Consider the following 25,531-nt stretch of genomic DNA (forward strand, 5'->3'; position numbering starts at 1 on the left):
CTTAAGCGGTCTTTTTATTTGGTAAAGGGTTTTCAGAAATAATGTGTTCGAAAATTTTTTCACATAGTTCTTTGGCAGATTCGGTTAATTCCCATTCAACATGATCCATGACCGTTAGAACTAAGCGACAAAATTTAAGTTTTTCTTTAATAGTGCCTGATTGGTCAGAAAAACATTTTTTAGGCTTGTCATCAGTAGTTCTAGGATTACCAACTCTAATTTGGTCATCAAGAATTTTACCAATACCATTTTTTGCATGAAAATAATCATGTTCTTCTATTAGAGTGACAATATCAAAACCTTCTTTGGTATCTGCTTGCATACCATCCATGGATAGATGATTGGAAAGAGCATTTCTTTTTGTCTCATCATCCTGAAAAGCACCATTTAAGCCTAAAAATTTAATACGGCAAGCATGATAAATAATGTTTGATGGCAGGGTATTTTCAGTTTCTTTACACTCTAAAAGGAAAAACTTTTCTCCTAGTTTTTCTTCTAAACTTGTAGCTCTCATGCCTTTATTTTTAGTTTTAATATCACCATCAGCTATAAGAAACACACTACTAGAAGTTAAGAGAGCGTTCATACCGCAATCATCTAAATGATCAGTAAATTCGTCACTAAAATCCCAATGCGTTAAGTTGCTACCAGCATATTCTACAAATGTGTAATGGTAATTCGGCATTAATCTTTGAATATCTGATGACCTAAATTTATATAAATCTAAATTATTAGGTTTTCCTTCAACCACTAAAGTTTCTTCTTGTTTTAATACATCTAAATATTTCTGCATATATTTAGTGATATACAGTCGATCTGTAATGCCTTCCACCCAAATCGTACAGTTAGCCAAATAAATAGAAGAAGGACGTACACCTAATGAAGCAAGTAAGTCACGATCTCTGTCACAACGATGAATTTTAAAATCAAATTTACTTGGATTATCTACTTTGGGTTGCTTTACAAATTTCTGAATCATGACTTGATCAGATTCATCAGCCATATCGAGTAAGTGGTTTGAGTGCGTTGTAAAGAAATAATAATGAGGTGTTTCGTTTAAGTAGAAATTCATCAATTGACGAACCATACCAGCATGCATGTGAAGTTCAGGTTCTTCTATAAAAAATGCGTGCGGTTCTGGGTAACCCTCGTTATCTTTGCTTTTTATGTAGGCTTCATATGTCAAAATAATTGCTTGTTGCAGGCCGTCACCTAATTGAGAGATAGGAAATTGTTTATCTTTTCCAATTTTAATATTCACAACATCTTGATCGTGTTTAGGTATGAGTGAAACAAGTTCATTATCAAAAAAATATTGGCTTAGTTTTTCTTCATAACTTTTGATTAAATCTCGTTGTTCAGGCTCGCCTAACAAATGGATTTTAAGTTCATGGTATAGACATTCACCTGTAATAATATTTTCAGAATTAAATTGAGTTGTATCCGAAAAATAATCTTTTTGGGCACGCTCAATGTAAGGTTGTTTATTTTCAAGGTTGGTAACAGGGCGCATCCCTCTCAATATAGGAATATATAATTTCCCATGTTTAAAATTTTCTTGTAGTTCAATTCTTGCAATTTTATTATCTATTTTCGAAAATAAATCTTCTAATTTTTCTTTAGAATTACTAGATTCTTCTTTGTAATTAGAAATTTTCGATTTAGTTTGAGCAACTAAATCTTTTACAGAATCAAAATTGAATTTACAGCTATTAATAAATTGAATTTCTGAGGTTATTTGAAATATTTCATTGGCATTTACAGGTGATGTACCATTAGAACTCCATGAGTTGTCTTGACCATGTCGAGTTGGCCTTCTAAATTTTGTTGCATTTAAATATTTACAGAGATTATTAATTTCTATTGTTAAATCATATTTTTGAAATTTTGCAAAATCCATTGTTGTTTGAAATAATTTACGTAAAAATCTACTTTTCCCGGCATTATTTTTTCCAATGAAAAAATTTAGTCTTTTAATCTCAATAATTTCATCATATTCAACATCATTGTCAGAGCTATAGTCATCTAAATTTTCAGCCCAATAATATAATTTTTCTGTCATAAAAAGCCCCCCAAATATGGGAGCTAATTTAGCAGTAATTCATTACTTTTCAAATGAGTTATGAAATAGTAATTGATTCAAGTTTAGTAATCTTAGTTTCAAATATAGAAAGCAGAGGCATACAGTTGCCTGAACAACTCAGCCACACTTTGATGCACACTCGAACCCCAATGGTGCAAAATAGTTTACTTTTTAGGCATATTTAAAAAAGTAAATCCTCCTTGATCTAGCTCACTATATGTATGTGATAGATTTTAAAAGCATTGTGCTTAAATCTATTCAATTTTATATTGTGGCACGCTTAATGCATTTATTTATATACAACATAAATAGAGGAGAACAATACACTTGATCACTCATAATCACAAACATCGGTTAACCATTCATGTATAAAAAGAATAGCAAGGACATGAGCAATCAAAATGGAATAAACCGGTGAAATACAAAACTTACTTTTGCTTTAGAACAAGCCCCATTTCAATGTTATGGGGCTTTTTTTCGCCCTTTTATATAAGTTTATTCACTTCATCCAAATAACTAAAAATTGGCACGCTTTCTGCATTTTCCTAAGTAATACGAAATTTTGGTTTTGTAATATCCACAGGAGATGCACATGAACAATCCGACATCAAATAAAAAAATGCATCCATGGCTTCACTTTTTGGTTGAGCTGCTCAGCGTACGCGCAGGCTTTCACATTAAACAGTCTTCACAATACCAACAACCCAAGGATCAACATCGTGCCTAAACAAAAATTGGCACGGATCAGTATTACCGTGCCAGAAACCACGCTGCATGCGATGGATCAAAAAATTGTCGAGCAACACTATGAAAGCCGCTCGCAGGCCATTGTCGACATGATTAACCGCCACCTGATTGATGATCTGGTGATTCGCGATGAAGTCATGGTCGGTACACTTACCTTGCTCTATGACGTCAGTTTGAAGCCGCTGCGCAGTCAGCTGGTCGATCTGCAGCAGCAGTATCTGGCACAAGTGATCAATTCGCTTCATATCCAGCTGGATGATAAAAAAATTCTACAAGTCATGCTGATGCAGGGCGCGAGCAGTGATCTGAAAGAAATTAGCGAACAATTTATTGCATTGAAAGGCGTGATTAAAGGGCATCTCGAACTGATGGATGCCGTCATGCCGCCCATTCCACAAAATACCGAACACACTTAAGGAGAACAGCTGTGCACAACTTATGGACTGTACAGGACTGGCAACACGCCTACCAGAATAACAATATCCAGCTTAGTGACCTGATTGAGTATGTTGCCGGGTTGAATAATGATGATCATGCCTGGATTTCAATTGCGACGGCAGCCCAATTACAGGCACAAATTGATGCATTGCCTGGTGTAGATAGTGCAAGCTTGCCACTTTATGGGGTGCCATTTGCAGTCAAGGACAATATTGATGTTGCAGGGTTCTATACCACAGCAGCGTGTAAAGAAGCAGCTTATCTGGCGACTTCCGATGCAACCGCAGTAGCCAAATTAAAAGCTGCCGGTGCAATCGTCGTGGGTAAAACCAATCTGGATCAGTTTGCGACAGGTCTGGTCGGTGTTCGCTCTCCATACGGCGCGGTGAAGAACAGCTTTAATCCTGAATATATCAGTGGCGGTTCGAGCTCAGGTTCCAGCGTGGTGGTAGCCAATGGATTAGTACCATTTTCACTAGGTACAGATACTGCAGGTTCAGGACGTGTACCAGCAGGGCACAATAATATGGTCGGACTCAAACCGACCAAAGGCTGGTTTTCAACTACAGGCCTGATTCCGGCTTGCCGTACCATCGATGTGATTTCGATTTTTGCCTTAACGGTGGATGATGCCTGGCAGGTGGCGCAAGTCATGCAGGGCTATGATGCCAGTGATGATTATTCCCGAGTACATCCTCAAAATGTACCGAGCCAATTTTCAAAAGGGAAAATTGCCATTCCGGATACACTGGAATTTTATGGCGATGCCGAAACTGAAAAAGCATTCCAGCTGGCGATCGCACGTGCACAAAGCTTGGGTTATACAGTTGAGCCGATTGATTTTGCTCCATTTCAGCAACTGGCAGCGGCCTTGTATAACCGCTCTTGGGTGGCTGAACGCACCAGTGCCGTTGAAAAAATGTTGCAACGCGAGCAGACCCATCCGGTCATTGGCCAGATTATTGCGCAGGCAGACCGGTTCAGTGCAGTCGATGCCATGCAGGATGAATATGAACGCGCCCGCCTGAGCCGTATCATTCAAAATACCTTGACGGATTATGATGCATTGATGGTGCCTACCGCACCTACCATTTATCGCATTGCAGAAGTAGAAGCGGACCCTCTGGTAAAAAACAGTCACATGGGCGCTTATACCAATTTTGTCAATTTTGCCGATCTTTCGGCTTTGGCGCTACCCAATAGCATTCGTGCCGATGGTTTGCCAACGGGCGTGACCTTTATTGCACCAGCCTGGATGGATGAAGCACTGGCCAAATTCGGGCAAAAATGGCAGCAGGCAAGCCAGTTGAAGCTAGGCACCTCTGAACGCCCATATGAAAAAACAACTGAAATCTCATCGGGTCACAGCGTCAAACTGGCTGTCGTCGGTGCACATCTAAGCGGAATGCCGCTGAATTTTCAGCTGACCACACGCGGTGGCACCCTGATCAAGCAGACCCGGACTGCTTCGCATTACAAACTGTATGCATTAAAAAATACCACACCGCCAAAACCCGGCCTGCAATACAGCGCGAAAGGTTTTTCAATTGAAGTAGAGGTCTGGGACATTCCGCGTGCACTGTTCGGAGACATTGTTGCAGAAGTTCCGGCGCCTTTGGGGATCGGCAATGTCCAGCTGATTGATGGTACTTGGGTGAAAGGCTTTATCTGTGAAGGCTATGCACTTGAAGATGCAACAGATATCAGTCATTTCGGTGGCTGGCGCGAATTTATGAAATCTAAACAACTTTCAAATACCAAATTTAAATGTGAATGCATAGGGGAAGTCGCAAAATGATCAAAAAAGCACTGATGTCCGTTTCCGTACTGTCTGCAATCCTTTTTAGCGGTTGTGACAATACCGCTAAAGTACCTGAACCAAATGCCAAGGCAGAAGGGAGTGTAAATACTCAGCCCATCCGGATTGGTTATAGTGACTGGCCGGGATTTGTGGCCTGGCAGGTGGCGATTGAAAAAGGCTGGCTGGAAGATGCCGGAGTTAATGCCGATTTTAAATGGTTTGACTATTCTGCTTCACTCTCTGCATTCGCAGCGAATCAGCTGGACGCCGTACTGGTCACTAATGGTGATAATCTGGTCACTGGCTCTGGCGGTACCAAGGGTGTAATGATCATGGCGACTGATTATTCAGCTGGAAATGACGTAATTATTGCCAAGAATGGCATTAATTCGATTCAGGATCTGCGTGGTAAAACGGTTGCAACTGAAAAAGGCCTGGTCGATCACTTGTTACTGTCCACTGCACTGGATGATGCCAAGGTTAAACTGAATGAAGTTAAATTGGTCAATACCATGACCAATGAATTGCCACAGGTATTTGCAACTCCTGATATTGATGCGATTGCAGTATGGCAGCCGGTGGCGAATCAGGCTTTATCTGCGGTGGCCGGTTCCAAGATTATTTTCACCTCTAAAGACAAGCCAGGATTAATCTACGATACCTTGACGGTGAATCCCGCCCATCTGGAAGCCAATAAAGAGCAATGGAAAAAGGTGATTCAGATTTGGGATAAAACCGTCAAATATATCAATGACCCGGCGACTCGTGAAGATGCTGCACAGATCATGTCCAAACGTGTCGGTGTCGATGCGAAGACCTATATGCAGTTCATTGATGGCACGCATTTACTGGATCTGGCCGCCAACAAGAAAGTCTTTACCAAAGGTGATGGCTTCGATTCGATCTATGGTTCCAGTTACCATGTGAATAAGTTCAATGTAGCCAACGGCATTTATACAACAGAAATGAATGTGGATGGCGTGATTGTTCCAACTCTGGTACAAGAACTCAAATAGTGCACCTATACTCATTCTAGAATGTAATCTAGACCAATAAAAAATCCCCAGATTGGGGATTTTTTATATTCAGCTCATTATTAAAAGCTAAAGCTCCGTACTTTTGGAAAAAACATTAATAAAAATAATGCCAATAATCATAAATGCCAGACCGATCAGTGCGGGAAGATCCAGTTGCTGTTTAAACACCAAGAGGCCAACCGTTGAAATCAGGATAATGCCGGCACCAGACCAGATTGCATAGGCAATGCCCATCGGAATGGTTTTCATGGTCAGTGACAGGAAAAACAGGGCAACGGCATAACCGGCAATGGTGGCAAGTGAAGGCCAGAGCACGCTAAAACCATTGGAGGCTTTCAATGCAGAAGTTGCAATGACTTCTGCAATAATGGCAATCGAAAGATATAAAAAAGACATATTTCTCCCTATAACACCCGTTCTGCATGCTGCATCAGGTGATCCTGTTCTGACTTCAGCCAGCTTTCAGCTTGTGTAGTCGTGGGGGTTACATATTGAAATTGGTAATCCGGCTGGTATATATCCAGCTCAAAAATCAGGTCAATGTCGCGACCATCTAAAATGACATGCTGAACCAGACGGGTTTCATTGAGAACTTCAAAATTTTCCAGCTTAAAGGCTTTGCCTGTTTCGCTTGTGCGGGTGCTGTAAGTTTTAGCTTGACCATCAGTCCCGATAGAAACTTCAAAACTTTCCACCAAGGCAAACACGGTCGGATCGACTGCTTTCAAATCTATTTGAGCTACTGCACTTTGCACTTCAGGCAAACGCGTCAGGGCATAGGCAATATGATCAGCACAAATAATCAGGCCACCATCCATTTCCAGTGTCTGACCAGATTGAACATCAAGTGCAGACTGAAGGCGCAAGCCTAAAAATAAACCATGCTGTACCTGCTGGCGCCAGTCTTCGACATAGACATTACTTGGAGAAAACTCCAGAATGCAGTTGCCAATCGCATGTAGCTTGGCTGGTTCCGGCCACTGCACATGATTCTGGTAATTGGCGTAGTCTTTCACTTCCCAAGACAAGAGCTGGCTGGCGTTATCCCAAAGCGTATTGCCAATCCAGCCTTGGCGTTCCTGAACAGCAGTTCCCGTCTGGCTTTTTAGACGAAGATCAATGGTGAAACTGCGCGACTGAAACCAGTACACAATGGTGTTTTCATCGGTTAGGCCATTATAAAAACTGATACTTTTACGCCGGAAAGCACCGTATAAAAATTCTGGAATAATCTCTGGCTGAGGGATAGTGGGCTTTAAAGTCTTAATCACTTCAAACAGATTCATGATGCTGTCTCCGCCTGTTCTTCAAGTCCAAAAGAGGAAAGTGGTACAGCATTTTTTAAGATCAGTTCACCGCTAGCAATGCGCTGTTTTAAATATTGAAAGGTCTGGGCGGTCTGATTAAACAGATGCTCACCCCCGATCAGGGCAGAATATTTGGAATTTTCAGTGTGAATAACCGGTTCAATCACGGTGTCATAATTGCAGGCGCAAAACAGAGGGAATGAATAACGTTCTTCAGAGACTTTTTTCACGCGGTGCTTGGTGGCGAGATATTTACCATTTGACAGAATTTCCATCATGTCACCGATATTCATCACCAGTGTATTTTCAATCAGTGGAATGTCGATCCATTCGCCGGCTTTATTCAAAACCTGTAAGCCGGGTGCGGTGGGTAACAGCAAGGTAAAGCATTCGTAATCGGTATGTGCGCCAATGCCTTCGGCATCTTGCACTTCCGGATTATAGGGATAATGAATCAAGCGTAGCTGACTTGGTGCATCAGTAATTTTGCTTTCAAAAAAGTCCTCACGAACGCCCAACGCCAGTGCAAAGGCAGAAAAAATCTGCCGGCTGATCTCACGCAGATGACTATAGTATTGGCTGACAATAGACTTGAAATCCGGATGGTCTGGCCATAAGGTGGGCCCAAGTAAAGGACAGTCTTTTCTTACCCCCTGATAATCATAATTGACATCATAGGCTTCTTTTAAATCATAACTGTTGCCGGCAAACTGTTCTTCGCCAATCGGCACATAGCCACTATGGTTTTTTGATTTGCCAATATAGTGCTGCATTTTGGTGTCCAGATCCTGAGAAAAATAGGACTGGGCCATTTCAATCAGGGCTTTGGCGTAATCAGAATTAAACTGGCTACCTTGCAGATAAAGAAATCCGACTTCTTTACAGGCTTGATCCAGAGCATGAGCAACTTCAATACGATCGGCTAAATCCGGACTTTGTAATTTTGAAATATCAACCAGTGGGAGTACATATTGCGCTTGCATGATAATCACCTCTAATGTTGGTCGTCCAACACAGCGATTAAAACCTTCGGGTCGTCCCAAAGGCATTTTGGATAAGATTATTTATTGCTGCTGACCTTGGTCATACGCGGAATGACCGGCAGTTCTGCTAGTGCCGGATCCAGTTCATCTTCTTCAGCATGCACCAGATAATCGACACGTTGTCTTAACTGTTTAAATTCAGGACTAAGCATGACGTCTGGATGGCGTGGACGAGGTAGATCAACTTCGATAATTTCCTTGATTTCACCCGGATTGGCTTTCAGCGCCACAATACGGTCGGCCAGTAAAATGGCTTCATCCATATCGTGAGTCACAAAAATGATGGTGATGTCGATATTTTGCCAAAGATCCATCAGATGACGCTGCATTTTTTGCCGGGTATGCGGATCGAGTGCTCCAAAGGGTTCATCCATCAACAGGATCTTCGGTTCATTGACCAAAGCCCGGGCAATCGCGACACGCTGTTTCATCCCGCCAGACAGCTCATGCGGATACTGGTTTTCATACTTTTCCAGACCAATGATATTGATCCATTCACGTGCCTGCGCTTCGGCAGCTGCACTACTTTGGCCTTTCATGCGCGGGCCAAACATGACATTTTCCTTGACGGTTTTCCATGGAAACAGGGTATAGCCCTGGAACACCATGCCACGCTCTGGACTTGGGCCGGTAATCGGCTGGCCATCCACCAGAATCTCACCACTGCTATAAGGATCCAGACCGGCGACTACACGGCTAAAGGTTGACTTGCCGCAACCGGAAGGCCCAATCACACAGATGAACTCCCGCTTATGAATTTTCAAATTTAGTGCATTTAAAACCGTACGCTCGGTTTTGCCATGACTGAATTTTTGCGTCAATTGCTTCGCTTCCAGAATCACCGGACGGCTATAAATCTTGTCAAAGTATTCGCGGGTATTAAATTCAGTGTTTTGCATCAGTTGGCTCCCGGTTTCCATTTAAATAAGCGTTGTCCCAGTTTCATTAAAATCACATCACAAAGCAGGCCAATCACACCGATAATCAGGATCGCGGCAAAGACATTATCAAAGTTTTGATAGCGGGCTTGCTGGGTAATGAACCAGGTAATCCCGGAGGTACTGCCGATCAGTTCTGCTACGATCAGGTAAGTCCATGCCCAACCCAGCAGCACACGCAGATTGCGGTAAATTTCAGGCAGGGCCGCTGGAATCACCACATGCAACAAGCTTTTCAGTTTATTGGTGCCCAGAGTAAAACCGGCTTCAATCAGGCTGCGATCCACCAGACGTGTGGTATTGGCAATGATCAGGATTTGCTGGAACAGGGTTCCAATCACAATAATGGCTATTTTAGGTGCATCATTAATTCCGAGAATTGCCACTGCCAGTGCACCAAAGGCCGGAGCAGGTAAATAGCGGAAGAATTCGACAAAGGGTTCGATCATCTGGGAAATTTTATTTGAAAACCCGCATAAAATACCGAGTGGAATACCAACCAAGGAAGAAATAAAGAACGCAGTAAATACCAGTTTGATACTGTGCCACAGGCTTTCATGAAACCAGGGCGCATTGGCCTGAGCCGGCTCCGTGGTAAAAGCTGTGATCAGTGCAATTGCCACTTGATGCGGTGCAGGCAGATAAATCGGGTTGACCAGAATACCCTGCGGCGGAGCTAGACCTTGATCTACTGCAGACTGCGCAGCAGAAAAAAACTGGTCTTTATCAATACGACTCTCGACCTGTAAATAGGCAACACTACCGGAATCAGTAATCTGGACTTGTGGATGCCAGATAAATGGCAAATAACTGACTGCACACCAAATTAGAATTGGTATTAAAAAAGACCCCAAGCCAAACAGCAATTTATTTCTTTGACTGAGTTCACGTGCAACGTAACTCATAGTGTTGCCCCTCAATATTACAAATTTTATAAAACGTAATACTGACTAAGCAAAATGGATGCCATTTCATCCCAAATCCTGAAATGACTTTAAAAAGGGCTTATTTTTATAGAAAAAATTAGCAGATAACTCTTAATCATATTTAAGAAGTTAGATCAGAATACAGAGATTTTTAATCATTTTCTGGAAAATAGACTCAATAAAAAAGACCCGAAAAATCAGGCCTTTTTTTTCAGTAACATCATTTAGCCAATAATGTCTGCATGCTGGTTTTGCAAGCTATAGATGCACTGCTGCGCAATCTGTAGCTGATCATCTTCTGATAGATCAAGATTTTCCCATTTCTGCATCTGCTGTAGGAGCCAGATAAAATCATCGACTTTCGGTTCGGCACTTTCCCCAACAAAATTCCGGATAATATTCTTGATCTTGTGAAAGTCATAAACATGCCGCTGGGCGGAACATTCAAACTGAATAATCTGATAGTCCACCAGCATGTCCCATACTTCTGATAAATCACTGCGCTGCTTTAAATCATTCTGCGCTTTTTGTACTGCCTTGACCACTGCCTCTACAGTAAATGGATGCTGTTCTGCCCATTCTTGGGTCATGGCCAAAACTTTATCGGCAACTTTTGGAATGACATTCTGGCTCGCAGCGACGATAAAGCTATAACCTTCAAGTTTGGCCTGAATATTCCAGGGTTCTCCCACGCAAAACCCATCAAATACCTGTTCTGCGATTCCTTTTACCATAGAAGGCGGTGGAGAGGTCATCAGCTGGATATTCTTGGCCAGTTGTGGATCAGTCAGTGCCAGCCATTCTTTTAAACAGTAATGGTGAATCGAATATTTATAAACATAGGCCAGATTGATGGAATGATTCTGTTGTAAAGCCAGTACAAGTTTCTTTGAGGTAATCTGTTCATCATCCTCAGGCTGGATGCCGAGTTCATAACACAGATCTTGGCGCAGACTAATAAAAGCCTGATTCACACTCAGTACTAGAGGGGTTTGTAAAGCCACCTGTAACTGGTCTGTGCCCAGGGCAGCAGCGGGCAACATGGCAGACAGGCAATGTGCAGCATCCAGAAAGCCATAGGCCAGACGGTCACGCAAACTTGACCATGAGGCTTCGCGGATTAAATTGATGGTTAATCCTTGCTCGGCAAAATACCCCTGTTTTTCAGCCCAGAGAATGGCAACACAATCAAGTAAAGGAATATAGCCAATATTGAGTTCAGTTTTTTCTAATGTGGACATATGCTTTTCCTTATTGGCCCAGTAACAGCTTCTGTGCATCCAGTAAGCGTCTGGCCATTTCACCAATGGTAATCCGGTGACTCATGGCATTTTTACGCAATAAAGCAAAGGCTTGTTCTTCCGTTAAGGCATGCAGCTGGATGAGCAGGGCTTTGGCTTTATCGATATCTTTACGGTCAATCAGTTTGTCCTGGGTTTCTTTTAAATCATTCAGCAGCTTTTTATGCTTGCGAAACTGTTCAATTGAAATTTCCAGAATGCTTTCTAATTTGGTGGGATCAATACCATCGACAATATAAGCCGTGATTCCGGCATCAATCGCACTTTTGATGGTGTCTTTATTGGAGTTCTGGGTAAACAGCACGGTAGGAAGTTCATATTGGCTGACACAGCTTTCAATAATATCCCGATGCGGATGATCCATATTCAGCAGGATCACATCTGCATGAATGCCTTTGACATGCACCATATTCAGGTCATTCAGGATTAAACAGGCCACCACCTGAAAATCATGTGAAAGTAAGGATTCTTGGATGAATTGGGCGCGCTCCAGATCATCATCAATAAGAGCAATTCGTAATTTGGACATGGAATATTTTCAAGTAAGGCCTAAGGAATATTCAAGCAGGATCAATGCAAAAAACATGCCATTAAATTGGTGCATAAAATTCTATTTTTCTGTTCAATTTAGTGCACAGCTTTAGGGATTTCAGCTGATAGCTCATCAAAATGAAGCATTTAGGTAGATCATCTGCCTGAAATAAGGCGTTTTCTTAATGGAAAAGTTGGCACGATTTCTGCATTTACTAAATCGTCAAAGATGACTTTCAATACTAACAACGGCCAACGATGTCCGTTCTGATCGTAATTGCATTCTTAAAAAATGTGATTGGTATTTCGTTCAGCACAGGATAAATGACATGGTCAGTTGTTCAGCAATACAAAACGCACAAGCGTTTCAACCCTTCATCCAGCATTACAAAGTGCTGAGTTGCGGTATTTACAACATATTCAATCAGCGGACATATCAATGCCTAGACGTGATATGTGGCTTTTTATCATCTTTAAAAAAACGATAGTTGGAGTGCAGATATGAAAATTCTCATGATTGGGCATGGCATGGTGGGGCATAAATTCATCGAATCTGTACTTGAACAGGCCGGTGATGACGTCGAATTGACCATTTTGGCTGAAGAGCCGCATTTGGCTTATGACCGGGTACATTTAACCGAATACTTTAGCGGCAAGACGGTCAAAGACCTCAGTCTCTGTCGTAGTGATTTTGCCGATGCTTATGGCATTGACCTACGTCTGAATACCCGCGCAATTGAGCTGGATCAGCTGAATAAAACGGTCACAACCAACCACGGCGATGTACTGAGTTTTGACAAGCTGATTCTCGCTACCGGTTCTTATGCTTTTGTCCCACCGATTCCGGGCAATGACCGTCAGAACTGTTTTGTTTACCGCACCATTGAAGACCTGGATGCCATTCGTGCGACCAGCCTGAATGCAAAAACAGGCGTAGTGATTGGCGGTGGTCTGCTTGGACTGGAAGCCGCAAAAGCCTTGCGAGATCTGAATCTGGAAACCCATGTGGTGGAATTTGCACCGCGTCTGATGGCAGTTCAGATTGATGATCTGGGTGGTCGTGTACTGCGTTCCAAAATCGAAGATCTGGGCGTGAAAGTACATACCCAAAAAGCAACATCGTCTATTGAAGATGGTGCCAATGCCAACCATGTCATGAAGTTCGGTGATGGTGCTGAACTGGAAACCGATATCATTCTGTTCTCGGCAGGGATTCGTCCACGTGATGAACTGGCGCGCCAGAGCGGTCTGTTGCTGGGTGAACGTGGCGGTATCATTATCAATGATTATTGCCAGACTTCACATCCGGACATTTATGCGATTGGTGAATGTGCACTCTGGGACAATAAAATTTATGGTCTGGTCGCACCGGGCTATGACATGGCACGTATTGCAGCAAAACATGTCCTAGGCCAAGAAAGTCATGCATTCGCTGGTGCGGACATGAGTACCAAGCTCAAACTGATGGGCGTGGATGTTGCTTCTATTGGTGATGCACATGCCATGTCCCCAGGTGCTTTGAGCTATTTCTATGCTGATGAAGCCGCGCAGGTTTATAAAAAAATCGTGGTGTCAGCAGATAAGACCAGGCTGCTGGGCGCGGTGCTGGTGGGCTGTGCCAAAGAATATAGTGATCTCCTGCAAATGATGCTAAATGGTCTGGCTGTACCGGAGCAACCGGAAAGCCTGATCATGCCGGGCTTTGATCAGTCAACCTCCAAATCAGGTGGCAGTGGCATCGATTTATTGCCTGACAGTGCGACCATCTGTTCCTGTAATAACGTTTCCAAAGCTGATATCTGTTCAGCCATTGATGGCGGTGCAACTTCATTGGGTGCACTGAAAAAATGCACCCAGGCTGCAACGGCGTGCGGTGGCTGTGCGCCACTGGTAACGCAGGTTCTCAAATCTGAATTACAACGTCAGGGTGTCACGGTGAACAATCACCTGTGCGAACATTTTGCCTATTCGCGTCAGGAACTGTATCACCTGGTACGCGTGCATGAAATCAAGACTTTCTCTGACCTGATTCAGCAACATGGGCACGGCATGGGCTGTGATATCTGCAAACCGACTGTAGCCAATATTCTGGCATCCTGCTGGAATGATTTTGTTCTGAAACCAAGTCATGCCGGTTTGCAGGATAGTAACGACTACTACCTCGGCAATATCCAGAAAGATGGTTCCTATTCGATTGTGCCACGTGTGGCAGGCGGCGAGATTACTCCGGATGGCCTGATTACCATCGGTCAGATCGCCAAAGCTTATGGTCTATATACCAAAATCACGGGCGGACAACGAATTGACATGTTTGGTGCACAGGTACATCAACTGCCTGAAATCTGGGAGAAACTGATCAATGCCGGTTTCGAGTCCGGACATGCCTACGGCAAATCCTTACGTACGGTGAAATCTTGCGTGGGTAGTACCTGGTGCCGTTTTGGAGTCGATGATTCTGTCGGCTTGGCGATTTTCCTGGAAAATCGTTATAAAGGCCTGCGTTCACCCCATAAAACCAAAATGGCAGTATCCGGCTGTACCCGTGAATGTGCAGAAGCACAGAGCAAGGATGTCGGTGTCATTGCCACGGAAAAAGGCTGGAATCTATATGTATGCGGAAATGGCGGCATGAAACCGCGCCATGCTGAACTGCTCGCCTCGGATCTGGATACTCCCACACTCATCAAATATATCGACCGCTTCTTTATGTTCTATATCCAGACAGCAGACCGTCTGCAGCGCACCAGTGTGTGGCGTGACAATATGGAAGGTGGGCTGGACTATCTGAAAGATGTCATTGTGCATGATTCGCTCGGCATTGCCGCTGAACTGGAAAGCCGTATGCAGCATGTGATTGGCACTTATCAGGATGAATGGCGCACTGCGATTGAAGATCCTGAAGTGCGCAAACGCTTTAAGACTTTTATTAATGCCAAAGTAGCCGAGCAGAATGACCCGCATATTCAGTTTGCGCCTGTACGTGGCCAGATTCGTCCAAAGACAAAAGCTGAACGTGATTTAAACCGTATTCCAGTGGTTGAAGCCTAAATACCACAGTCAGGGAGAATGAAAATGACAATTTTAAAAGACATGAACGAACTGAACTGGTACGAAGTCTGTCATCTGGATGAGATCATCCCGAATACCGGTGTTGCAGCCTTGATTGAAGATCAGCAGATTGCAATTTTTCGCGTGGGTCAGGAACAGCGGGTTTATGCACTCAGCAATCAGGATCCGTTTAGTCTGGCCAATGTCATGGCACGTGGCATTCTGGGTGATCTGCAAGGTGAGCGTGTAGTCGCATCCCCAATTTACAAGCAGCATTTCAGTCTGGTGACCGGCCGTTGTCTGGAAGAACAAAACCAGAAATTACTGGTATTTCCAACCCGAATTGAAAATGGCAAAGTTCTGGTGAGTCCGACTCCGCAAAAGACTTATATTTCCAGTAATGGTCAAAACACAGAGTGCTTAAAATTGGTATTGGTCGGGAATGGGCTGGCGGGTATGCGCTGTCTGGAAGACTTGCTGGATATGGCACCAGATCGTTATGACATTACCGTGATTGGGGAAGAGCCATGGGGAAATTACAACCGGATCATGTTGTCACCGGTATTGTCTGGTGAGAAAAGCTTTGCCGAAATTATGCTGCATTCAGCTGACTGGTATGCCGAAAAAGGCATTCGATTTATTGCTGGAGATGCTGCTATCGCTATCGACCGTTCACGTAAGCAGGTTCATACCGAAAAAGGTGAGATAGTTGCTTATGATCGTCTGATCCTCGCGACCGGTTCCAAACCTTTCGTACCGCCAATTCCGGGTGCTGAACTTGAAGGCGTAATTAGCTTCCGGGATATTCAGGATGTTAACCGCATGCTGGATTACTGCAAAACCAGGCAAAACGCCGTCGTGATTGGAGGTGGGTTGCTGGGTCTAGAAGCAGCTTATGGACTGAAGCAGCAGGGGATGAATGTGACTGTGCTGCACCTGATGGATCGTATTATGGATCGTCAGCTGGATATGAAAGCCAGTCAAATGCTGAAAAAATCAATTGAAGATAAAGGTATCCGGATCATCACCGAAGCCAACACCGAAGAACTACTCGGTAGTGATGGCCACGTGAATCAACTGCGCTTAAAAGACGGGACGGTGCTGGATGCTGAGCTCGTGGTCTTTGCAGTTGGAATCCGACCAAATAAAACTTTGGCTGAACAGGCTGGCTTGCGCTGCAATCGTGGGGTGCTGGTGAATGACACCATGCAGACTTATGACCCAAGTATTTATGCGGTAGGTGAATGTATTGAGCATCGTGGCCAGACCTTTGGATTGGTTGAGCCATTATGGGGACAGGCCTTTATCTGTGCGACGCATCTGGCTGAACATGGCCGACTGACCTTTAAGGCACCGACTGTTCCGACCCAACTGAAGGTCAGTGGATGTGACGTATTCTCGGCAGGTAATTTTGAACCGACTAATGATTTCGAAGATATCGTGCTGAATGATGAGAAGCGTCAGATTTATAAACGGATCATCATTCAACAGGACAAGGTCATTGGTGCTGTGCTATTTGGCGATACCGAAGATGGGGCTTGGTATGCAGAACTGATTGCAGACCAGACACCAATTAGTAATATCCGCAGCAAACTGCTTTTTGGTCGGGATTTTGCATTAAAAAAGGCAGGGTAATCGGATCAATCTCCCAACCCCTCTTAAAACAAGAGGGGAACCTCTCTCCTTTATTAAAGGAGGGTTGGGGAGGATTAAAGCTTTTGAGACATAGAAAAAATTTAAATCAAACCTGTAAAAGCTAGATATCAGCGTTTTGGTGAAACAAGTGAATTTGGATGATTAAGGAGCGCAGCAGCAATGAATAGTATTCCGGTTATGGAACTACATAGCTCTACTGAATCCCAAATAAAAACCACTCAGACGACCTGTCCTTATTGTGGAGTAGGCTGTGGTGTCATCGCGCACGTAAGCCAAACCCCGATGGGTGAAAAGGTTCAGATTGAAGGCGATGTTCAGCATCCTGCGAACTTGGGCAAGTTGTGTATTAAAGGCAGTCATCTTGCCGATACACTTGGCTTAAAAAGCCGGCTTCTGCATCCGATGACAGGTCGAAAAGAACAGCGGCAAATAAGCACTTGGGATCATGCCATTTCTAGTATTGCCAATAAATTTCAGCAATGTATTGATCAGTATGGACGCGACAGCATCGCCTTTTATGTCTCCGGCCAGCTTTTGACTGAAGACTATTATGTGGTGAACAAGTTTTTAAAGGGCTATCTTGGTACTGCCAATATTGATACCAATTCAAGACTGTGCATGTCATCTGCTGTGGCTGCACATAAGCGGGCTTTTGGCGAAGATCTGGTGCCGGCCAGCTATACAGATTTTGAGCAGACAGAAATGGTGGTTCTGGTCGGTTCCAATACCGCCTGGTGCCATCCGGTGCTTTATCAGCGCATCATGAAAGCCAAGGAAGAGCGGGATTTATTTGTGGTAGTGATTGATCCACGCTTTACTGCAACCTGTGAAGCGGCAGATTTACACTTACCTATTTTACCAGGTCAGGATGTCGCGCTGTTTAATGGCCTGTTACAGTATCTTCAGCAAAATGGCTATACTGATCTGGATTTTGTTACACAACATACCCAAGGTCTGGAGCAGGCACTTGCCAGCAGCTCGACAGAGTCATCACTTGAAAGCGTGGCAAAGCGTACTGGTATTGCTATTGAAAAATTAACCTTATTTTTTCAGAAATTTGCCCAGACCGAAAAAATCATGAGCCTGTTTTCCATGGGTGTAAACCAATCCTCTCAAGGAGTAGACAAGGCCAATAGCATTATCAACTGTCATTTATTGACAGGGAAAATAGGCAAACCCGGTGCGGTACCTTTTTCCATGACTGGACAACCGAATGCGATGGGCGGACGGGAAGTCGGTGGGCTGGCCAATATGCTGGCCAGCCATCTAGATTTGGAGAACCCGCAGCATCAGCAACTGGTGCAGGACTTCTGGCAAAGCCCGGTCATCGCGCGGCAGCCCGGATTAAAAGCAGTAGATTTATTTCAAGCGGTGGAAAGCGGAAAAATCAAGGCCATCTGGATTATGGCCACCAATCCGATCGTGAGTTTGCCCAATGCAGATCAGGTTAAACGCGCTCTGGAAAAGTGTGAATTTGTAGTGGTTTCTGATATTTGTCTCGACACTGATACCACGCAATATGCCGATGTACTGTTACCGGCACTGGGTTGGGGCGAAAAAGATGGCACAGTCACCAATTCGGAGCGCCGTATTTCACGGCAAAAGGCCTTTTTGCCGGCTCCGGGTGAAGCCAAAGCAGACTGGTGGGCCATTTCCCGGGTGGCTCAGGTCTTAGGTTTTCGCGGTTTTGACTTTAACAATAGCCATGACATTTTTCTGGAACATGCCCGTTTATCTGCCTATCAGAATGGTTCACTTTCGCAACGCGCAGATACGCCAAATTTCCGCTATTTCAACCTGCAAGGTTTAACTCATCTCAGTTTTGCAGAATATCATAATCTGGCACCGATCCAGTGGCCAGTCTGGGATAAGCAAGAAGTTCATCAGGTTGGTCAACTATTTAGCCAAGGCCAGTTTAGCCATGCAGATGGCAAAGCCAGATTGGTGCCAACAGTTGCAGCCGATCCGGTACATGCTATTTCTACTGAATATCCGCTGATCCTAAATACCGGACGGATCCGCGATCAATGGCACACCATGAGCCGTACCGGATTATCTGCCAGTTTATCCCAGCATCGTGCCGAGCCTTATTGTGAGTTGCATCCGCAAGACGGGCTGAAATATGGCCTGAAAGATGGCGAGCTGGTCGAGGTGAAATCCGCTTGGGGAAGTTGTGTACTCCGTGTGCAATTTTCACAAAATATGCGACGTGGCCAGATTTTTGCACCGATTCACTGGAACGACCAGTTTGCGTCCGATGCGCGGATTGGCAAAGTGGTGAATCCGGTGGTTGACCCGATTTCCGGCGAGCCAGAGTTTAAGCATACTCCGGTGATGATCCAGCCATTTTATACTCAGTGGCAGGGCGTGCTGTATGTACAGGAAGGCTTTAAACAACAGATCCAGACCATGATTAAAAATACGGTGTGGTGGAGCAAAATTCAAACCACTCAGGCCATCCGTTATGAACTGGCAGACCGGCGCAGGTTTTCTGACATCACCGGGCAGATCAAGAGTCTCTTAGACTTTAATGATGAAAGCTTTGAATGGCTGAATCTCGAAGATCAAACGGCGCATATCAGTCATAGTGTGGTTCTTCAGGATGGCCAGTTAATTGCCAGTTTTTATATCGCACCGGCGGCATTATTGCCAGATCGTGACTGGGTGGCTGGCCTGTTTAGACGTGAACGTCTGAGTGCATTACATCGTAAAGCATTGCTGGCAGGTCAGGCCATGTCGATGGGAAATAGTGAAGGAGCATTGGTCTGTAGCTGTTTTAAGGTCGGCAAGAACCGAATTATTCAAACCATTAAAGATAAAAATATCACGCATGAAAAACAGGTGACTGCATGTCTAAAAGCCGGAGGAAATTGCGGTTCGTGTTTGCCAGAAATTAGAGGCCTGATTAAGGCCTGCCAGACGGAGTGCATAGAATGAAAAGAAGAGTGATGAAGACGGTGTCTTATCCGGAAACCGACGTGGTGATTCTGGCCGGAGGTTTAGCGCGGCGCATGAATGGCATCAATAAATTGCTGCACAAATTTGATGATGAAATCCAGCTGATTAAAATCCATCAGCAACTGAAGTCCCGGGCAAGCAAAGTCTGGGTCAATAGCCATCGGGATCACTCTATTTATAAACGGATGATTCCTTCGATTGATTTTTATCAGGACGATGAACCCGGCTTTCAGGGACCATTGATGGGCATGAAGAGTGCCTGGTCACATGTGGAATCTGATTATGTGCTGTTCGTGCCTTGTGATGTGACCTATATCCCCAAAAAGGTCATTTCACGTTTACATCAGGCCTTGCAACGACATCCCTTATGTGAAGTGGCGGTAGTTGAAATCAATGAAAAGGCATTGTTTCCATTCTGTCTGATGAAACACAGCAGCTTACCCACTCTTATACAACATCTTGAAAATGATCAGCACAGTTTAAAACTCTGTTTTGTTGACATGCACATGCAGCGGGCAAGCTTTAAAAATCGTGCCCTGTTTTTTCACAGTATTAATTCATTTGACGAGCTACAGCAGCATCAACAGCTTAACTTTCTCTAGCGTTTAAAATGCTAAAAGTCGAATTATCATATCCTGGTTCACCAAAATATTGCTTTTTTTATTTTTCGAGCGAACTTTTGGACTAAAAAAGAACAAATATTACCCATTAATATTCATTAAACATAAATTTGTGCAAAGTTGGAACACTTTTTGCTCATTCATTGTGAAGAAATAGGGCAGTAACTCAAGACTGTTAAATAACCGTGCAGATCTCATCATGGACCGCAGCAATGAACAGCATGACAGCTTTAGCACCTCGCAGTATCTTTCAGGATCAGTTTGGACGCCAGAAACGTAAGTTGCGGATCTCGGTGACTGACCGCTGTAATTTTAAATGCAGCTATTGCATGCCTGAACATCCGCAATGGATAAATAAAAAAGAATTGCTCAGTTTTGAAGCCCTGTATGCTTTTTGCGAGTTTATGGTGCGACACGGGATTGAGCAGATCCGCGTGACGGGGGGCGAACCGTTGATGCGTCAGGGTATTGTTCATTTTATTGCCTGCTTACAGACATTGAAAGCAATTGGCCTGAAACGTATTTCCATGACCAGTAATGGCCATTATTTAAAAGATTATGCTCAAGCGCTTAAACAGGCAGGACTGGACGATCTGAATATCAGTCTAGACAGTCTTGATCCAAAGCAGTTTCAGCAACTGACCCAAAAACAGTTACAGCCTGTACTTCAAGGTATTTCTGCCGCACAGCAGGCAGGTTTGACCGTCAAGATCAATAGTGTGCTCATCAAAGGCATCAATGACAATCAGATTATTCCTTTGGTGAAATGGGCACAGCATCAGGCTATAGAACTGCGTTTTATTGAGTTTATGCCCCTCGATGGCGATCAGAAATGGAATCCGTCTGATGTCATCAGTGAGCAGGATATCCTGGATCAACTGAAAACTGAATTTGATGTCCAGGTATCTCAAGGACAAGGCGCCAATCCAGCCCGTGGCTATTTGGTCAATGGGCAGCCTTTGGGGATTATTTCCACCATTACCCATTCATTTTGCAGTGATTGTGACCGTCTGCGCCTCAATGCCCAAGGTGAATTTTATAACTGTTTATTTGCCAGACAAGGCCTGAACCTTAAGGCAGATATCGAACAACTGGCGCTGGATCATTTCGCCACACAGACATTTCAGCACAAGCTCCACGCTTATATCTGGCATAAAGAGGCCGGCTTCCATGCGATCCAGCAATCACCAATACAAAAGCCGATCCGAAAAATCAGCATGCACAGCATTGGAGGGTAAATATGTCACTCACTCAGCAAAAATTAATTCATATCAAAATAGAAGCCTTCGGTGCGATTGAACGACAAATTCCCGCAGATTTAAATTTGCAATGCGAGTCTGAAATTCATGTTTCTGAAGTCCTGAACCAGTTGCTATCCCTCTATCCCGATATACAGCCCATGCTGGAACGTTGTGCCTGTGCAATCGGTGAAGACATTATTTCCAGACAGAATGTTTTAAATCGTGACAGTACGCTGGTGCTGTTATCGCCGGTAGCAGGAGGCTGAGATGCAACTCAAGTCACTAAAACAATTTGCCCGAATCCAGCAGACTGCTTTTAGTCTGGAGGATTTTGATGGTATCCAGCATTTTCCGGAATGTGGTGGAATCGGCATCTTTGTCGGAACAGTACGTAACCATCATCAGGGGAAAGCTGTGCGTGCCCTGAAATATACCGCCTATGCGCCTGTGGCTGAAAAAATGATTCGTGAAATTGAACAGCAGATCCAGATCAAATACCAGGTGTCTTATGTACGGGTAGTGCACCGTATTGGTGAGCTGGAGGTTGGGGAAACAGCCATTATTGCTATGGCTTATGCGGCCCATCGTCGTGAGGCCTTCGCTGCCTGTGAGGAAGCTGTGGAACGGGTGAAGCATGAGGTTCCGGTCTGGAAAGAAGAGTTTTATCTGGATGGTAGCAGCCAGTATGTGGAAGGCTGTTGTATTCGAAAAGATCATGGACCTGAAACTAATCACTCTCATCATGCAGAAGAAGCGCATTGTCACCATCACCATGTAGCAGAACACGCTTGCCAATCACCATCTAATTAAATGCGTCCAATGAGGATGCATAAGATGAATCACTTTAAAACAGATTTTAAAAATTAGCCTGGGATGAATCATGAAAAATGTAGGGATGAAAGCAGAAAGTTACCGTACAGCAATTGCCACTGGAATCCTGCATGCACCGCCACATTGCATTGAGCTGCTACGTAATGGCAATACTGAAAAAGGTGATGCCCTGAAAACAGCACGCATTGCCGGCATTCTAGGTGCCAAACGGACCGATGAGCTGATTCCATTGTGCCATCCATTACCGATTTATCGTGCCGATGTGGAATATGAACTGTGTGATGCACATGTCGAAATTATTGCTACTGTTGAAACCATTGGACCAACTGGTGTGGAAATGGAAGCTTTGACAGCGGTCAGTCTGGCAGGTCTGACCTTGTATGACATGCTGAAGCCGCATTGTGAACCGGAAGATTTGTCGCTGGATCAATGCAGGTTGCAGCAGAAAAAAGGCGGAAAATCACATTTTACCCGCGTACTTAAAGAGAGTCTGTCCGCTTCAGTTATTGTACTGTCCGATACGGTTGCAGCAGGTAAAAAGCCGGACACTGCCGGACAAAACGTACTGGAAATTTTGCAAGAGGCTAATTTTGACGCTATTAATTATCAGGTCATTCCCGATAGCCCAGAACAGCTATTGACCCTGATTGAACAGCAGAAAAATCAGTATCCGCTGATTCTAACTGTGGGCGGTACTGGATTGGGTCCTAAAGACCTGACAGTTGAGACTCTGCAACCTTTGCTGCAACGGGAAATTCCAGGCTTGATGGAAGCTTCACGTAGTTTTGGGCAGAAACGTACACCTTATGCGGCATTAAGTCGTGGCGTGGCTGGCTATATTGAGAACAGTCTGGTGATGACCCTGCCGGGAAGTCGGCAGGGTGCGAAAGAATCCCTGATCGCGGTGCTTCCAGCGTTGGTGCACTTATTTGATGTGCAAAAAAATATTCCACATTCGGGAGGCTATCAATGAATCAGGCAATATCGCATTCAGCCTGCGGTGCTGAGCCGGGACTGATTTCTGTTGATCAGGCACTACAGATGATACTTGAGCAGACGAATGTCTTGGCAATTGAAAGCCTGCCGCTTGTTCAGACTCTGAATCGCTATCTGGCAAAAGCGATTGATTCGGCTATTCCATTGCCGCTGTTTTCACAAAGTGCTGTAGATGGCTATGCGCTTTGCAGTCCAGAAAATGTTAGTGCTCACAGCACTTTTGAACTCATTGGAGAGATTCGGGCAGGGCAAAGTACTGAAATTGAACTGCGGCCAGGTCAGGCGGTCCGGATTTTTACCGGTGCCAGGATTCCAGCAGGAACTACAACGGTCGCCCGTCAGGAAATTGTCAAATGCCATGCCAATCAAATCATTATTACAACAGACCTAAAGCCTCATACGGATATACGTGATGCAGGCGAGGAAATCGCACAAGGGCAGCGTCTGGCAGATGCAGGTCAAAAACTGCATGTAGGTGCAATTGCAGCTTTGAGCATGGCAGGCGTAAAGCAGGTTTCAGTCTATCGTTATCCTAAAATTGCTGTTGTGATTACTGGAGATGAAGTCGCTTCCAGCATTGAAGACCTGAATTCCGGAAAAATCTTTGACGCCAATGCTCCACTGATTCAGGCTTGGTTTCAATCACAGGGTCAAAACGTAGATATTCTGCATGTTTCAGATAATGAGTATGAGCTGCAAACGTTAATACATCGTCTTAAAAACCAATACGACTTCATATTGACCACAGGCGGGGTTTCGGTGGGTGATTATGATTTCATTCGTCCTGTTGCCCTGGAGCAGGGTTTTGAGCAGATTTTCTGGAAAGTGAAGCAGAAGCCCGGAAAACCGATGTTATTTGCCAAGTATCGTCGAGATGATCAAGGTTACTGTTATCTCTTGGGTTTGCCGGGAAATCCGGCTGCTGTGTATGTCGGGATGCAAATCTATACGGCAACTTTACTGAATGCCTTACAAGGGCAAAAGCAGTCACCTGCATGGCTTAGTGCGGTAATGACACATGATTTGAAAGCGGATGCACGTGAACGTTTTTTAAGAATGGCTGCAGAATTTGATCAGGGTACTTTAAAGCTCAAAAGCCTGGCGAAACAGCAGTCGCATATGTTGAGTAATCTGATGCAGGCCAATTGTCTGGTACGTATTCCGGCAGCAACAGAAATCCAAGCCGGGCATGTGGTACAAGGTTTACTGATTTGAAATGCCTGTCGCAATTCTCAATATTCGAATCACATAGAATGAGAAAGATGGATTTATTCAAAGTTCTACTCACTGGCGTGCTGTTGACTAGCCCCATGCTGTATGCCGAAACAGTTAAAATATATGCCGCAGCCAGCCTGACCAATGCGATTACTGATATTTCCAGACTATATGAGCAACAGCATCGGGACATCCAGATCGTTCCGGTTTTTGCTGCGTCTTCGGTATTGGCGAAACAAATTGCGGCGGGAGCGAGCAGTGATCTATTTTTCTCTGCAGACCTAGACTGGATGAATGATCTGATCAAGAAACAAAAAATTCAGATCGGTCAGATTCGACCTATGCTTTTGAATGAACTCGTATTGATTAGTTCTATTCAGCAAAAAAATCATTTTAAAATGTCAGCTGACTTTAATTTTGCTAAAGCCTTTCAGGGTTATTTATGTACCGGACAAATGGAATCGGTGCCTGCTGGAAAATATGCCAAACAAAGCTTAACCGGGCTGGGCTGGTTGAATCAGCTTCGAGGCAGAATTGTCGGTACGGATAGCGTCCGTTCAACTCTCGCATTTGTAGAACGTGGCGAATGTCAGGTCGGTATTGTGTATAGAACTGATGCCTTGATGAGTAAAAAAGTTAAAATTTCGGGGGTGTTTCCAGCCAGAACACATCGTCCGATTGTGTATCCGATTGCTTTAACCCGGCAGGGCCAGAAAAATCAGGCAGCAGTCCAATTTTCTGAATTTATCCAGACGAGTCCAAGGGCCAGGCAGATTTTCCAGAAATATGGTTTTAAGCTTAAGGTAGGCTAACT

Annotated in this window: 22 protein-coding genes; 14 read left to right on the forward strand and 8 right to left on the reverse strand. The window is 44.2% G+C overall.

The features are described from left to right. Position 1: 1 nt before the first annotated feature. Positions 2-2,062 (reverse strand): AAA family ATPase, encoded by a 2,061-nt coding sequence (locus FTU44_RS02470; RefSeq protein ID WP_180049366.1) that lies wholly within the window; start codon positions 2,060-2,062, stop codon positions 2-4. Positions 2,063-2,675: 613 nt separating this feature from the next. Between FTU44_RS02470 and FTU44_RS15145 the strand changes: the two genes are divergently transcribed. Genes FTU44_RS15145 through FTU44_RS02485 form a run of 4 tightly spaced genes read left to right on the forward strand, consistent with a single transcriptional unit; the run spans position 2,676 to position 6,085 of the window. After that, positions 2,676-2,810 (forward strand): hypothetical protein, encoded by a 135-nt coding sequence (locus FTU44_RS15145; protein ID WP_257220109.1) that lies wholly within the window; start codon positions 2,676-2,678, stop codon positions 2,808-2,810. Further along, the gene (locus FTU44_RS02475) at positions 2,803-3,246 is read left to right on the forward strand and encodes a transcriptional regulator (protein WP_180049367.1); all 444 of its coding nucleotides are present in this window, start codon (positions 2,803-2,805) and stop codon (positions 3,244-3,246) included. Before FTU44_RS15145 ends, FTU44_RS02475 begins: the two co-directional genes overlap by 8 nt. Before the next feature lie 11 nt (positions 3,247-3,257). Further along, complete coding sequence (gene atzF / locus FTU44_RS02480) at positions 3,258-5,066, forward strand: allophanate hydrolase (protein WP_180049369.1); 1,809 nt, start codon at positions 3,258-3,260, stop codon at positions 5,064-5,066. Then, positions 5,063-6,085, forward strand: a complete 1,023-nt coding sequence (locus FTU44_RS02485) for an ABC transporter substrate-binding protein (RefSeq protein ID WP_180049371.1) — start codon at positions 5,063-5,065, stop codon at positions 6,083-6,085. Before atzF ends, FTU44_RS02485 begins: the two co-directional genes overlap by 4 nt. Before the next feature lie 87 nt (positions 6,086-6,172). On the opposite strand, the gene FTU44_RS02490 is transcribed toward FTU44_RS02485, so the two are convergent. The 7 genes from FTU44_RS02490 to FTU44_RS02520 form a co-directional block, all read right to left on the reverse strand. After that, the gene (locus FTU44_RS02490; RefSeq protein WP_114541230.1) at positions 6,173-6,502 is read right to left on the reverse strand and encodes a multidrug efflux SMR transporter; all 330 of its coding nucleotides are present in this window, start codon (positions 6,500-6,502) and stop codon (positions 6,173-6,175) included. Positions 6,503-6,510: 8 nt separating this feature from the next. Further along, complete coding sequence (locus FTU44_RS02495; protein WP_180049373.1) at positions 6,511-7,392, reverse strand: hypothetical protein; 882 nt, start codon at positions 7,390-7,392, stop codon at positions 6,511-6,513. Next, on the reverse strand, positions 7,389-8,396 hold the full coding sequence (locus FTU44_RS02500; RefSeq protein WP_180049375.1) for an isopenicillin N synthase family oxygenase: 1,008 nt from the start codon (positions 8,394-8,396) through the stop codon (positions 7,389-7,391). Before FTU44_RS02500 ends, FTU44_RS02495 begins: the two co-directional genes overlap by 4 nt. A 77-nt stretch (positions 8,397-8,473) precedes the next feature. Further along, complete coding sequence (locus tag FTU44_RS02505; protein ID WP_064096740.1) at positions 8,474-9,355, reverse strand: ABC transporter ATP-binding protein; 882 nt, start codon at positions 9,353-9,355, stop codon at positions 8,474-8,476. Then, a complete protein-coding gene (locus FTU44_RS02510; RefSeq protein WP_180049377.1) occupies positions 9,355-10,299 on the reverse strand; it encodes an ABC transporter permease in 945 nt (314 codons plus the stop codon). Before FTU44_RS02510 ends, FTU44_RS02505 begins: the two co-directional genes overlap by 1 nt. 245 nt (positions 10,300-10,544) lie before the next feature. Further along, the gene (locus FTU44_RS02515; RefSeq protein ID WP_180049379.1) at positions 10,545-11,561 is read right to left on the reverse strand and encodes an ABC transporter substrate-binding protein; all 1,017 of its coding nucleotides are present in this window, start codon (positions 11,559-11,561) and stop codon (positions 10,545-10,547) included. A 10-nt stretch (positions 11,562-11,571) separates the two neighbouring features. After that, positions 11,572-12,150, reverse strand: coding sequence for an ANTAR domain-containing response regulator (locus FTU44_RS02520; RefSeq protein WP_004280362.1), 579 nt, complete (start codon positions 12,148-12,150; stop codon positions 11,572-11,574). 503 nt (positions 12,151-12,653) lie between these two features. Between FTU44_RS02520 and nirB the strand changes: the two genes are divergently transcribed. The 10 genes from nirB (at position 12,654) to modA (ending at position 25,529) form a co-directional block, all read left to right on the forward strand. After that, positions 12,654-15,200 (forward strand): nitrite reductase large subunit NirB, encoded by a 2,547-nt coding sequence (nirB, locus tag FTU44_RS02525; protein ID WP_218949959.1) that lies wholly within the window; start codon positions 12,654-12,656, stop codon positions 15,198-15,200. 24 nt (positions 15,201-15,224) lie between these two features. Continuing rightward, the gene (gene nirD / locus FTU44_RS02530) at positions 15,225-16,835 is read left to right on the forward strand and encodes a nitrite reductase small subunit NirD (RefSeq protein WP_180049381.1); all 1,611 of its coding nucleotides are present in this window, start codon (positions 15,225-15,227) and stop codon (positions 16,833-16,835) included. 180 nt (positions 16,836-17,015) lie between these two features. Beyond that, complete coding sequence (locus FTU44_RS02535) at positions 17,016-19,793, forward strand: nitrate reductase (protein ID WP_180049383.1); 2,778 nt, start codon at positions 17,016-17,018, stop codon at positions 19,791-19,793. Continuing rightward, a complete protein-coding gene (locus FTU44_RS02540) occupies positions 19,790-20,416 on the forward strand; it encodes an NTP transferase domain-containing protein (RefSeq protein ID WP_005096934.1) in 627 nt (208 codons plus the stop codon). The genes FTU44_RS02535 and FTU44_RS02540 overlap by 4 nt, the downstream gene beginning before the upstream one ends. A gap of 230 nt (positions 20,417-20,646) precedes the next feature. Continuing rightward, positions 20,647-21,672: a GTP 3',8-cyclase MoaA gene (gene moaA / locus FTU44_RS02545; protein ID WP_005096933.1), complete on the forward strand. Its 1,026-nt coding sequence runs from the start codon at positions 20,647-20,649 to the stop codon at positions 21,670-21,672. A 2-nt stretch (positions 21,673-21,674) separates the two neighbouring features. After that, positions 21,675-21,941, forward strand: a complete 267-nt coding sequence (locus FTU44_RS02550) for a MoaD/ThiS family protein (RefSeq protein ID WP_004280351.1) — start codon at positions 21,675-21,677, stop codon at positions 21,939-21,941. Position 21,942: 1 nt separating this feature from the next. Continuing rightward, the gene (locus tag FTU44_RS02555; protein WP_004646997.1) at positions 21,943-22,485 is read left to right on the forward strand and encodes a molybdenum cofactor biosynthesis protein MoaE; all 543 of its coding nucleotides are present in this window, start codon (positions 21,943-21,945) and stop codon (positions 22,483-22,485) included. Between the two features lie 70 nt (positions 22,486-22,555). Further along, a complete protein-coding gene (moaCB, locus tag FTU44_RS02560; protein ID WP_180049385.1) occupies positions 22,556-23,479 on the forward strand; it encodes a bifunctional molybdenum cofactor biosynthesis protein MoaC/MoaB in 924 nt (307 codons plus the stop codon). Beyond that, complete coding sequence (locus tag FTU44_RS02565; protein ID WP_180049387.1) at positions 23,476-24,717, forward strand: molybdopterin molybdotransferase MoeA; 1,242 nt, start codon at positions 23,476-23,478, stop codon at positions 24,715-24,717. Before moaCB ends, FTU44_RS02565 begins: the two co-directional genes overlap by 4 nt. Before the next feature lie 47 nt (positions 24,718-24,764). Continuing rightward, the gene (gene modA, locus FTU44_RS02570) at positions 24,765-25,529 is read left to right on the forward strand and encodes a molybdate ABC transporter substrate-binding protein (RefSeq protein WP_005096930.1); all 765 of its coding nucleotides are present in this window, start codon (positions 24,765-24,767) and stop codon (positions 25,527-25,529) included. The last annotated feature ends 2 nt before the right edge of the window (positions 25,530-25,531 follow it).

The sequence above is a fragment of the Acinetobacter sp. YH12105 genome, assembly GCF_013419095.1.
In the GTDB taxonomy this organism is placed as follows: domain Bacteria; phylum Pseudomonadota; class Gammaproteobacteria; order Pseudomonadales; family Moraxellaceae; genus Acinetobacter; species Acinetobacter pseudolwoffii.